Genomic DNA, 12,614 nt, shown 5'->3' with positions numbered 1-12,614 from the left:
AAACGCAGACACCTTCGCTCCGCTCGGAATGCCCCCTCTCCCTTCAGGGAGAGGGCTGGGGAGAGGGAACTTGCAAACGCGGGATCAGGCCCCGGCGATCTTCCTGCCCCATTCGCCCGCCACAGCAATCAAGCGATCTTCGTCCAGCCGAGTGAGCCTGCCGTCGTCCAGCAGTTGCTTGCCGCCAACCCACACGTGGCGCACGCAGTCGCGGCCGCTGGCGTAGATCAGCTGGGAAACCGGCTCGTACACCGGCTGTTGTGCCAGCCCGGAGAGGTCGAACGCGGTCAGGTCGGCCGACTTGCCCAGTTCCAGGCTGCCGGTTTCCTGTTCAATGCCCAGCGCACGGGCGCCGTTCAGGGTGGCCATGCGCAGGGCGCGGTGGGCGTCCAGCGCGGTGGCCTGGCCGGCCACGGCCTTGGCCAGGAGGGCGGCGGTGCGGGTTTCGCCGAGCAGGTCCAGGTCGTTGTTGCTGGCCGCGCCATCGGTGCCGATGGCGACATTGACGCCGGCCTGCCACAACCGCTCCACCGGGCAGAAACCGCTGGCCAGCTTGAGGTTGGATTCGGGGCAATGCACCACCGAGCTGTTGGTTTCCACCAGCATGGCCAAGTCTTCGTCGTTCACCTGGGTCATGTGCACGGCCTGGAAGCGCGGCCCGAGCAGGCCCAGGCGATGCAGGCGGGCCAGCGGGCGTTCGCCGTGCTTCTCCAGCGCCTGCTGGACCTCGAAGGCAGTCTCATGGACGTGCATATGAATGCCGGCGTCCAACTCCTCGGCGAGCATCAGGATGTTCTCCAGCTTGTCGTCGCTGACGGTGTACGGCGCGTGCGGGCCGAAGGCTACCTTGATGCGTGGGTGGTGCTTGAGGTCGTCGCGCAGCGCCAGGCCCTGGCGGATGGCGTCGTCGGCGTCGCGGGCGCCGGGTACCGGGAAGTCCAGCACCGGTACACTGATCTGCGCGCGCACACCGGCCTTGTGCACGGCCTCGCAGGCGACCTGCGGGAAGAAGTACATGTCCGAGAAACAGGTGATGCCGCCCTTGAGCTGCTCGGCGATGGCCAGTTCCGTGCCATCACGGACGAAGTCCTCGCTGACCCACTTGGCTTCTGCCGGCCAGATGTGCTCCTGCAGCCAGGTCATCAGCGCCAGGTCGTCCGCCAGGCCGCGGAACAGGCTCATCGCCGCGTGCCCATGGGCGTTGATCAGGCCGGGGGAGAGCAGCATGCCCGGCAGCTCGCGGGTTTCCGCGGCCGGGTGGCGCAGGGCCTCGGCGCGCGGCGCGAGCAGGGCGATGCGGCCGTCGCGGATGCCCAGGCCGTGATCGCGCAGGACGATGCCGGCGGGTTCCACGGGGACGATCCAGGTGGGGAAGAGCAGCAGGTCGAGCGGGACTTTTTCGGTCGGCATGAAGCGCATCCTGGGCGCGTGGATAAAGGCGCCGAGTATAGCCGAGCGCCGGGGCCTAAGGCTCGGTATACTCCGCCGTTTCCCGGTGTTTCCGGGGCGATTTCCGTGGCGCCGGAGCGGCCCGCGATTCCATTGAAATGAAGAGGTGTTCCATGCGTGAGCGACTGTTGGCGGCCGAACGGGTCACGGCCATTGATTGGCGCAAGGGCACACTCCGACTGCTGGACCAGCGCCTGTTGCCGCTGGAGGAAACCTGGCTGTCCTACGAGACGGCCGAGGGCGTCGCCGACGCCATCCGTCAGATGGTGGTGCGGGGCGCGCCGGCCATCGGCATCGCTGCCGCCTATGGCCTGGTGCTGGGCCTGCGCGCCCGTGTGGCCGCCGGCGGCGACTGGCGCGCGGCGCTGGAGGAGGACTTCACCGTCCTCGCCGAATCGCGTCCCACGGCGGTCAACCTGTTCTGGGCGCTGAACCGCATGCGCGACCGCCTGGAGCGCCTGAAGCCGGGCGAGGACCCACTGCCGCTGCTGGAAGCCGAGGCCGTGGCGATCCATGAAAGCGACCGCGAGGCGAACCTGACCATGGCCCAGTTGGGCGTGGACCTGATCCGCAAGCACCACGGCGGTCCGCAGAAGATCCTCACCCACTGCAACACCGGCGCCCTGGCCACCGGCGGCTTCGGCACCGCGCTGGGCGTGCTGCGCGCGGCGCACCTGGAGGGGCTGATCGAGCGTGTCTACGCCGACGAGACCCGCCCCTGGCTGCAGGGCGCCCGCCTGACTGCGTGGGAGCTTGCCAACGAAGGCGTGCCGGTCACCCTGAACGTGGATGCGGCGGCCGCGCATCTGATGAAGACCGAAAGCATCACCTGGGTCATAGTCGGCGCCGACCGCATCACCGCCAATGGCGACGTGGCCAACAAGATCGGCACCTACCAGCTGGCGGTCACCGCCATGCACCACGGTGTGCGTTTCATGGTGGTGGCGCCCAGTTCGACCATCGACATGGGCCTGGAAAGTGGCGAGGACATTCCGATCGAAGAGCGCGATGGTCGCGAACTTCTGGACATCGGCGGCAAACGTATCGCCGCTGACGTCGAAGCCTTCAATCCGGTATTCGACGTGACTCCGGCGGACCTGATCGATGCCATCGTGACCGAGCGGGGTGTCGTCGAGCGTCCGGACATCGAGCGGATGGCGCAGCTGATGAGCCGCAAGCGCCTGCACTGACGAGGGCTGCGGCAATTCATCGTGGGGCTTGGCCGAGGGTAGGGTTTGACCCTGGCTTGTGGTAAGCTCCGACGGTTCTTGATGGGGCTTTTTTTCGCCCCCCACAGCATCGCGGATCAGCGGCCAAGTCGTTGATTTGTAGAGAGTCGGTGGCGCTTTGATGGCGCACCGCGCTCCGCCGGGCTCAGGACGGGCTTGGCGGAGTCCCATTTGAAAAAGGAACCAGGCTTCTCATGGGCGAACTGGCCAAAGAAATCCTCCCGGTCAACATCGAAGACGAACTCCGACAGTCCTACCTCGATTACGCCATGAGCGTGATCGTCGGTCGTGCCCTGCCCGATGCGCGCGACGGCTTGAAGCCCGTGCATCGCCGCGTCCTGTACGCCATGAGCGAACTGGGCAACGACTGGAACAAGCCCTACAAGAAGTCCGCCCGTGTGGTCGGCGACGTGATCGGTAAGTACCACCCGCACGGCGACACCGCGGTGTACGACACCATCGTCCGCATGGCCCAGCCCTTCTCGCTGCGCTACATGCTGGTCGACGGCCAGGGCAACTTCGGTTCGGTGGACGGCGACAACGCCGCAGCCATGCGATACACCGAAGTACGCATGGCCAAGCTTGCCCATGAGCTGCTGGCGGACCTGGACAAGGAAACCGTCGACTGGGTGCCCAACTATGACGGCACCGAGCAGATCCCGGCGGTCATGCCGACCAAGATCCCGAACCTGCTGGTCAACGGCTCCAGCGGTATCGCCGTGGGCATGGCGACCAACATTCCGCCGCACAACCTCACCGAGGTGATCGACGGCTGCCTGGCACTGATGGACAACCCCGAGCTGTCCATCGATGACCTGATGCAGTACATCCCCGGCCCGGACTTCCCGACCGCGGGCATCATCAACGGCCGTGCGGGCATCATCGAGGCTTATCGCACCGGCCGTGGCCGCGTCTATATCCGTGCCCGCGCCACCATCGAGGACATGGAGAAGGGCGGCAACCGCCAGCAGATCATCATCACCGAGCTGCCCTACCAGTTGAACAAGGCCCGCCTGATCGAGAAGATCGCCGAGCTGGTGAAAGAGAAGAAGATCGAAGGCATCACCGAGCTGCGCGACGAGTCCGACAAGGACGGCATGCGTGTAGTCATCGAGCTGCGCCGCGGGGAAGTGGGCGAGGTCGTGCTGAACAACCTCTACGCCCAGACCCAGCTGCAGAGCGTCTTCGGCATCAACGTGGTGGCCCTGGTCGATGGCCAGCCGCGCACGATGAACCTCAAGGACATGCTCGAGGTGTTCATCCGCCACCGCCGTGAAGTGGTGACCCGCCGGACCGTCTACGAGCTGCGCAAGGCCCGCGAGCGCGGCCACATCCTCGAAGGCCAGGCCGTCGCCCTGTCGAACATCGACCCGGTGATCGAGCTGATCAAGACTTCGCCGACCCCGGCCGAAGCCAAGGAACGCCTGATCGCCACCGCCTGGGAATCCAGCGCCGTGGAGGCGATGGTGGAGCGCGCCGGCGCCGACTCCTGCCGTCCGGAAGACCTGGACCCGCAGTACGGCCTGCGCGAGGGCAAGTATTACCTGTCGCCGGAACAGGCCCAGGCCATCCTGGAGCTGCGCCTGCACCGCCTGACCGGCCTGGAGCACGAGAAGCTCCTGTCCGAGTACCAGGAAATCCTTTCCCTGATCGGCGAGCTGATCCGCATCCTGACCAACCCCGAGCGCCTGATGGAAGTCATCCGCGAGGAGCTGGAGAAGGTCAAGGCCGAGTTCGGCGATGCCCGCCGCACCGAGATCGTCGCGTCGCAGATGGACCTGACCATCGCCGACCTGATCACCGAAGAAGAGCGCGTGGTGACCATCTCCCACGGCGGCTATGCCAAGTCCCAGCCGCTGGCCGCCTACGAGGCCCAGCGTCGCGGCGGCAAGGGCAAGTCCGCCAGTGGCGTGAAGGACGAGGACTACATCGAACACCTGCTGGTCGCCAACAGCCACGCCACGCTGCTGCTGTTCTCCAGCAAGGGCAAGGTCTACTGGCTGCGCACCTTCGAGATCCCGGAGGCCTCCCGCACCGCCCGCGGCCGTCCGTTGGTGAACCTGCTGCCGCTGGACGAAGGCGAGCGCATCACCGCGATGCTGCAGATCGACCTGGAAGCCGTGCGCGCCCAGTTTGCCGGTGACGAAGCCGATGACGATGACGTGGTCGCCGAGCAGGTCGCCGAAGTGGTGGAAGCCGAAGAAGCCGAAGAGGGCGACGACGCCGACTTCAGCCAGGACGAGCCGACCGGCGCATACATCTTCATGGCCACCATGAAAGGCACCGTGAAGAAAACCCCGCTGATCCAGTTCACCAAGCCGCGCTCCAACGGCCTGATCGCCCTGAAGCTGGAAGAGGGCGACTCGCTGATCGCCGCCGCCATCACCGACGGTTCGAAGGACGTGATGATGTTCTCCAACGCCGGCAAGGTGATCCGCTTCAAGGAAAGCAAGGTACGCATCATGGGCCGTAACGCCCGTGGCGTGCGCGGCATGCGCCTGGGCGAAGACCAGCGCATCATCTCCATGCTGATCCCGGAGTGCCGCGAGGCACAGATCCTCACCGCCTCCGAGCGTGGCTACGGCAAGCGCACCCCGCTGGCCGACTACCCGCGTCGCGGTCGTGGCGGCCAGGGCGTGATCGCCATGGTAATCAACGAGCGTAACGGCAACCTGGTCGGCGCCGTGCAGGTGCTGGACGGCGAGGAAATCATGCTGATTTCCGACCAGGGCACCCTGGTTCGTACCCGTGTCGACGAAGTCCGTGGCGCCGGCCGTAACACCCAGGGCGTGATCCTCATCAAGCTGGCCGCCGACGAGACCGTCGTGGGCCTGGAGCGGGTGCAGGAGCCGACCGTGGTGGAAGGCGAAGACGACGTCATCGACGGCGAGATCATCGAAGGCGAAGTGTCGGACGAGAACCCAGAAGCAGGCGAAGCTGCGGCTGAAGAAGCCCCGCAGGCCAGCGAAGACTGATAGCGAGAGTGGATGTGAGCAAGCGAGCCTTTAACTTCTGCGCCGGTCCCGCGGCGCTTCCCACCGAGGTGCTGGAGCGCGCCCGCGCCGAGCTGCTGGATTGGCAGGGCAAGGGCCTGTCGGTCATGGAGATGAGCCACCGTAGCGACGACTACGTGGCCATCGCCGAGAAGGCCGAGCAGGACCTGCGCGACCTGATGGGCGTGCCATCGAACTACAAGGTGCTGTTCCTGCAGGGCGGCGCCAGCCAGCAGTTCGCCGAGATCCCGCTGAACCTGCTGCCCGAAGACGGCGTGGCGGACTACGTGGAAACCGGCATCTGGTCGAAGAAGGCCATCGAAGAGGCTCGCCGCTACGGCAACGTCAATGTCGTCGCCAGCGCATCCAAGTACGACTACTTCGCCATCCCCGGGCAGAACGAGTGGAACCTGTCCAAGGACGCCGCCTACCTGCACTACGCGTCCAACGAGACCATCGGCGGCCTGGAGTTCGACTGGATTCCGGAAGTCGGCGACGTTCCGCTGGTGGTGGACATGTCCTCGGACATCCTCTCCCGCCCGACCGACGTGTCCAAGTTCGGCCTGATCTACGCCGGCGCGCAGAAGAACATCGGCCCGTCCGGGCTGGTGGTCGTCATCGTTCGCGAAGACCTGCTGGGCCGCGCCCGCAGCATCTGCCCGACCATGCTCAACTACAAGGTCGCCGCCGACAACGGCTCCATGTACAACACCCCGGCGACCTACTCCTGGTACCTCTCCGGCCTGGTCTTCCAGTGGCTGAAGGAGCAGGGCGGCGTCGACGCCATGGAGAAGCGCAACCGCGCGAAGAAGGACATGTTGTACTCCTTCATCGACAGCAGCGACTTCTACACCAACCCGATCCAGCCCAGCGCCCGCTCCTGGATGAACGTGCCGTTCCGCCTGGCCGACGAGAAGCTCGACAAGGCCTTCCTCGAAGGTGCCGACGCGCGCGGCCTGCTCAACCTGAAAGGCCACCGTTCGGTGGGCGGCATGCGTGCCTCCATCTATAACGCCCTGGGCCTGGATGCCATCGAAGCCCTGGTCGGCTACATGGCCGAGTTCGAGAAGGAGCACGGCTGATGAGCGACGCTGACCAGCTCAAGGCTTTGCGCGTACGCATCGACAGCCTCGACGAGAAGATCCTCGAGCTGATCAGCGAACGCGCCCGCTGCGCCACCGACGTGGCGCGCGTGAAGATGGCCTCCCTGGCCGAAGGCGAGAAGCCGGTGTTCTACCGGCCCGAGCGCGAGGCCTGGGTGCTCAAGCACATCATGGAGCTGAACAAGGGCCCGCTGGACAACGAGGAAGTCGCTCGTCTGTTCCGCGAGATCATGTCCTCCTGCCTCGCCCTGGAGCAGCCGCTGAAAGTGGCCTACCTCGGCCCGGAAGGCACCTTCACCCAGGCCGCGGCGCTCAAGCACTTCGGCCACGCGGTGATCAGCACCCCGATGGCCGCCATCGACGAAGTGTTCCGCGAAGTCGCCGCCGGCGCGGTGAACTTCGGCGTTGTGCCGGTGGAAAACTCCACCGAAGGCGCGGTCAACCATACCCTCGACAGCTTCCTCGAGCATGACCTGGTGATCTGCGGCGAGGTGGAACTGCGCATCCACCATCACCTGCTGGTGGGGGAGAACACCAAGACCAACAACATCACCCGCATCTACTCCCACGCCCAGTCCCTGGCCCAGTGCCGCAAGTGGCTGGACGCGCACTACCCGAACGTCGAGCGCGTGGCGGTCTCCAGCAACGCCGATGCCGCCAAGCGGGTGAAGAGCGAGTGGAACAGTGCAGCAATTGCAGGCGACATGGCAGCCAGCCTTTATGGCCTGGACAAGCTGCACGAGAAGATCGAGGACCGCCCGGACAACTCCACGCGCTTCCTCATGATCGGCAACCAGGAAGTGCCGCCCACCGGCGACGACAAGACCTCCATCATCGTCTCCATGCGCAACAAGCCGGGCGCGCTGCACGAGCTGCTGGTGCCGTTCCACAACAACGGCATCGACCTGACCCGCATCGAGACCCGTCCGTCGCGCAGCGGCAAGTGGACCTACGTGTTCTTCATCGACTTCATAGGCCACCACAAGGATCCGCTGATCAAGGACGTGCTGGAGAAGATCAACAGCGAAGCCGTTGCCCTGAAGGTGCTGGGTTCCTATCCCAAGGCCGTGCTCTGATGCCCAGCAGTCGCAATATTCGCTGGCAGTCGTCGGTGATCGATCGCAAGAGCCGCTCATGGATCAAGGGGCAGCGCCCGTGTCTGATCTGGCTGACGGGGCTGAGTGGCTCCGGCAAGTCGACGATCGCCGACGCTCTCGAACATCGACTGCATGCGTGTGGTCGGCACACCTACCTGCTCGATGGCGACAACCTCCGCCACGGCCTCAATCGTGACCTGGGCTTCAGTGCCGAAGACCGCTGCGAGAATATCCGCCGGGTAGGCGAGGTGGGCGCGCTGATGGTGGATGCGGGGCTGATCGCCATTGCGGCGTTCATCTCGCCGTTCCGGGCCGACCGCGACCTTGTCCGTGCCTTGCTGCCCGAGTGCTTTGTCGAGGTTCACGTTTCCACCCCGCTGAGCGTCTGCGAGGAGCGCGACCCCAAAGGGCTCTATCGCAAGGCGCGAGCCGGCGAGTTGAAGCAGTTCACCGGTATCGACTCCCCGTTCGAGGTCCCGGAGGCGGCGGAACTCACCATCGATACATCCACGTTGTCGGTCGAGGAAGCGGTCGACCGCATCTGCAATTACATGGTGGCCGCCGGTTACATCGACTCATTCTGAGCGGCCCCACTCGAGAGAGATGCCCCATGAGCTGTGATTTCCTTGCCCTGGCCCAGCCGGGCGTGCAGAAGCTATCCCCTTATGTGCCGGGCAAACCGGTCGACGAACTGGCCCGCGAGTTGAAGCTCGACCCCGCCGGCATCGTCAAGCTGGCCAGCAACGAGAATCCGCTGGGCCCGAGCCCGAAGGTCCTCGAGGCCATCCGCGCCGAACTGGCCGAACTGACCCGCTACCCCGATGGCAATGGCTTCGAGCTGAAGTCCCGCCTGGCCGAGCGCTGCGGTGTCGACACCGCTCAGGTCACCCTGGGCAACGGCTCCAACGACATCCTTGACCTGGTGGCTCGCGCCTACCTGGCGCCCGGCCTGAATGCGGTGTTCAGCCAGTTCGCCTTCGCCGTCTACCCGATCTCCACCCAGGCCGTCGGCGCCCAGGGCAAGGTCGTGCCGGCCAAGGACTGGGGCCATGACCTGGAAGCCATGCTGGCGGCCATCGACGCCAACACCCGCGTGGTCTTCATCGCCAACCCGAACAACCCCACCGGCACCTGGTTCGGCCCTGACGCGCTGGAGCGCTTCCTGTCGCAGGTTCCGCAAAGTGTCCTGGTGGTGCTCGACGAGGCGTACATCGAATACGCCGAAGGCGAAGAGCTGCCGGATGGCCTGAAGTACCTGGCCCGCTATCCGAACCTGCTGGTCTCGCGCACCTTCTCCAAGGCCTATGGCCTGGCGTCGCTGCGCGTTGGCTACGCGATCTCCTCGGCGCAGGTTGCCGATGTGCTCAACCGCGTGCGCCAGCCGTTCAACGTCAACAGCCTGGCCCTGGCCGCAGCCTGCGCCGCGCTGGACGACGCGCAGTACCTGGCCGAAGGCAAACGCATCAACGACGAAGGCATGGCCCAGTTGGAAAACGGGTTGCGCGCGCTGGACCTGCAGTGGATTCCCTCCAAGGGCAACTTCATTGCCGTGGATCTCAAGCGCGATGCCGGGCCGGTCTACCAGGGTCTGCTCGCCGAAGGCGTGATCGTCCGCCCGGTAGGCGGCTACGGGATGCCACATCACCTGCGCATCTCCATCGGCCTGCCGGCCGAGAACGCCCGCTTCCTCGATGCGCTGGCCAAGGTGCTCGCCCGTGCCTGATGTCCAGCCGCACAAGCTTCGCCGCCTCGTCGTGGTGGGGCTCGGCCTTATCGGCGGCTCCTTCGCCAAGGGTGTCCGCCAGAAGGGCCTGTTCGAGGAAGTGGTCGGCGTCGACCGTGACCCGCAAACCCGGCGCCTGGCGGTGGAGCTCGGCGTAGTCGACCGCTGCGAGGAAAGCCTCGCTGTCGGTTGCCGTGACGCTGACGTGATCCAGCTTGCCGTGCCGATCCTGGCCATGGAGAAGGTCCTCGGCGAGCTCGCTACCTTCGACATCGGCAACGCTATCCTCACCGACGTGGGCAGCGCCAAGGGAAACGTGGTGCGTGCCGCGAAAGCGGTATTTGGCGGCATGCCGGCGCGCTTCGTGCCCGGCCATCCTATCGCCGGCTCCGAGCAGAGCGGGGTGGAAGCGGCCAACGCAGAACTGTTCCGCCGTCATAAAGTCATCCTCACTCCGCTGGATAATGCCGACGCGGACGCGATCCAGCGCGTCGAAAGCCTCTGGCGCGAGCTGGGTGCGGATGTCGAGCAGATGGCCGTCGAACACCACGACGAAGTCCTCGCCGCCACCAGCCACCTGCCGCACCTGCTGGCCTTCACGCTGGTCGACTCATTGGCCAAACGCAGCGAGAATCTGGAAATCTTCCGCTATGCCGCTGGCGGCTTCCGCGACTTCACGCGGATCGCTGGCAGCGACCCGGTGATGTGGCACGACATCTTCCTCGCCAACCGCGAGGCGGTGCTGCGCATCCTCGACGTATTCCGTGACGACCTCGATGATCTGCGCGAGGCCGTCGATAAAGGGGACGGGCAACAACTGATGGGCGTCTTCACCCGCGCCCGCGTTGCCCGCGAGCATTTCAGCAAAATCCTGGCCCGCCGGGCCTATGTGGACGCCATGCACAACAATGACCTGATTTTCCTGGCCCAGCCGGGTGGCCGCCTCTCCGGACGTGTTCGCGTACCGGGCGACAAGTCCATTTCGCACCGCTCGATCATGCTCGGTTCCCTCGCCGAGGGCACGACGGAGGTGCAAGGCTTCCTCGAGGGCGAAGACGCCCTTGCCACCATCCAGGCCTTCCGCGACATGGGCGTGGTCATCGAAGGCCCGCACCACGGCCGCGTGACCGTACATGGCGTCGGCCTCCATGGCTTGAAGGCGCCGCCCGGCCCGATCTACCTGGGCAACTCCGGCACCTCCATGCGCCTGCTCAGTGGTCTGCTCGCCGCCCAGCCGTTCGACACCACCCTGACCGGCGACGCCTCGCTGTCCAAACGCCCGATGAACCGTGTCGCCAAGCCGCTGCGCGAGATGGGTGCGGTGATCGAGACCGGCCCCGAAGGCCGCCCGCCGCTGACCATTCGTGGCGGTCAGAAACTCACCGGCATGCACTACGACATGCCCATGGCCAGTGCCCAGGTGAAATCCTGCCTGCTGCTCGCCGGCCTCTACGCTGCCGGAGAAACCTCCACCACCGAGCCGGCCCCGACCCGCGACCATACCGAGCGTATGCTGCGTGGCTTCGGCTACCCGGTCGACGTCGAGGGTGCCACCGCCCGTGTCGAGTCCGGCCACAAGCTCAGCGCCACCTCCATCGAAGTTCCGGCGGACATTTCCTCCGCCGCTTTCTTCCTGGTCGCCGCGAGCATCGCCGAAGGTTCGGACCTGACTCTGGAGCACGTCGGCATCAACCCGACCCGCACCGGCGTCATCGACATCCTCAAGCTCATGGGCGCCGACATCACCCTGGAAAACCAGCGTGAAGTAGGCGGCGAGCCGGTCGCCGACATCCGCGTGCGTTCCGCCCAACTGAAAGGCATCGATATCCCCGAAGACCTGGTGCCGCTGGCCATCGACGAGTTCCCGGTCCTCTTCGTCGCCGCCGCCAATGCGCAAGGCCGCACCGTCCTGCGCGGCGCGGAAGAGCTGCGGGTGAAGGAATCCGACCGCATCCAGGTCATGGCCGACGGCCTGCTGGCCCTGGGCGTGAAGTGCGAGCCGACCCCGGACGGCATCATCATCGACGGCGGCACCTACGGCGGCGGCGAGGTCTGGAGCCACGGCGACCACCGTATTGCCATGTCCTTCAGCGTGGCCTCCCTGCGTGCCGGTGCCCCGATCCGCATCCACGACTGCGCCAACGTCGCGACTTCCTTCCCGAACTTCCTCGGGCTGGCGTCCGGCGCGGGCATCCGCGTCGCTGAGGAGAAGAACTGATGAATGGCGAATGGCCAGTCCTCGCCATCGACGGCCCCAGCGGCTCGGGCAAGGGCACCGTCGCCGGCCTGCTGGCCAAGCGCCTGGGCTGGAATCTGCTGGATTCCGGTGCGCTGTATCGCTTGCTGGCGTTTGCCGCCGGTAATCACGGCATCGACCTGACCAACGAAGAAGCCCTCAAGGTCCTGGCCGCTCACCTGGATGTGCAGTTCACCCACGCCAAGGGCGGGCAGGGCCAGCACATCATCCTCGAAGGCGAAGACGTCACCGACACCATCCGCACCGAACAAGTCGGTGCCGGCGCCTCGCAAGTCGCCGCCCTGCCGGCGGTGCGCGATGCGCTGCTGCAACGCCAGCGCGCCTTCCTCGAGGCGCCGGGCCTGGTGGCCGACGGGCGCGACATGGGTACCGTGGTCTTCCCCAGCGCCCCCCTGAAGATATTCCTCACCGCTTCGGCCGAGGAGCGCGCCCGCCGCCGCTACCTTCAGCTCAAGGGCAAGGGCATCGACAGCGACCAGGCACAGCTGGCAGAGGAAATCCGTGCGCGCGACGAGCGTGACAGCCAGCGAGCCGTGGCGCCGCTGAAGCCGGCCAAGGGGGCGATACTGGTGGACTCCACCTCGATGGGCATCGATGAGGTGGTGGACAGCATCCTGGCTGAGGTTTCGCGGTTGGGGTTGGCCGATTAGTGGTCACTACGAACTGACCGGGCTCCACTCCGGTGGCTTTAAGGTTCGAAATATAAATCCCCGGCCAGTCCGAGGATTTATATTTTCGGACCTGAAGCTTGTACGTGTTCCAG

Annotated in this window: 9 protein-coding genes; 8 read left to right on the top strand and 1 reads right to left on the bottom strand. The window is 65.7% G+C overall.

Annotation, left to right across the window (positions count from 1 at the left end):
* Positions 1–84: 84 nt before the first annotated feature.
* Positions 85–1,410 carry a TRZ/ATZ family hydrolase gene (locus C167_RS0109185; protein WP_017517978.1) on the bottom strand — a complete coding sequence of 442 codons (1,326 nt, stop codon included), beginning with the start codon at positions 1,408–1,410 and terminating at the stop codon, positions 85–87.
* A gap of 152 nt (positions 1,411–1,562) precedes the next feature.
* Between C167_RS0109185 and mtnA the strand changes: the two genes are divergently transcribed.
* The 8 genes from mtnA (at position 1,563) to cmk (ending at position 12,501) form a co-directional block, all read left to right on the top strand.
* On the top strand, positions 1,563–2,639 hold the full coding sequence (mtnA, locus tag C167_RS0109180) for an S-methyl-5-thioribose-1-phosphate isomerase (RefSeq protein WP_017517977.1): 1,077 nt from the start codon (positions 1,563–1,565) through the stop codon (positions 2,637–2,639).
* Between the two features lie 233 nt (positions 2,640–2,872).
* Positions 2,873–5,653, top strand: coding sequence for a DNA gyrase subunit A (gene gyrA, locus C167_RS0109175; RefSeq protein WP_017517976.1), 2,781 nt, complete (start codon positions 2,873–2,875; stop codon positions 5,651–5,653).
* 14 nt (positions 5,654–5,667) lie between these two features.
* On the top strand, positions 5,668–6,753 hold the full coding sequence (gene serC, locus C167_RS0109170) for a 3-phosphoserine/phosphohydroxythreonine transaminase (RefSeq protein WP_026078917.1): 1,086 nt from the start codon (positions 5,668–5,670) through the stop codon (positions 6,751–6,753).
* Positions 6,753–7,850 (top strand): prephenate dehydratase, encoded by a 1,098-nt coding sequence (gene pheA / locus C167_RS0109165; protein WP_017517974.1) that lies wholly within the window; start codon positions 6,753–6,755, stop codon positions 7,848–7,850. The genes serC and pheA overlap by 1 nt, the downstream gene beginning before the upstream one ends.
* Complete coding sequence (gene cysC, locus C167_RS0109160) at positions 7,850–8,455, top strand: adenylyl-sulfate kinase (RefSeq protein WP_017517973.1); 606 nt, start codon at positions 7,850–7,852, stop codon at positions 8,453–8,455. Before pheA ends, cysC begins: the two co-directional genes overlap by 1 nt.
* Before the next feature lie 26 nt (positions 8,456–8,481).
* Positions 8,482–9,594: a histidinol-phosphate transaminase gene (hisC, locus tag C167_RS0109155; protein ID WP_017517972.1), complete on the top strand. Its 1,113-nt coding sequence runs from the start codon at positions 8,482–8,484 to the stop codon at positions 9,592–9,594.
* Positions 9,587–11,812: a bifunctional prephenate dehydrogenase/3-phosphoshikimate 1-carboxyvinyltransferase gene (locus C167_RS0109150; protein WP_017517971.1), complete on the top strand. Its 2,226-nt coding sequence runs from the start codon at positions 9,587–9,589 to the stop codon at positions 11,810–11,812. Before hisC ends, C167_RS0109150 begins: the two co-directional genes overlap by 8 nt.
* Positions 11,812–12,501, top strand: coding sequence for a (d)CMP kinase (cmk, locus tag C167_RS0109145; RefSeq protein WP_017517970.1), 690 nt, complete (start codon positions 11,812–11,814; stop codon positions 12,499–12,501). Before C167_RS0109150 ends, cmk begins: the two co-directional genes overlap by 1 nt.
* Positions 12,502–12,614 lie beyond the last annotated feature (113 nt).

Source organism: Pseudomonas nitroreducens TX1 (assembly GCF_000313755.1).
GTDB classification, from domain to species: Bacteria; Pseudomonadota; Gammaproteobacteria; order Pseudomonadales; family Pseudomonadaceae; genus Pseudomonas; species Pseudomonas nitroreducens_A.
This window is presented reverse-complemented; position numbering and strand designations above follow the sequence as displayed.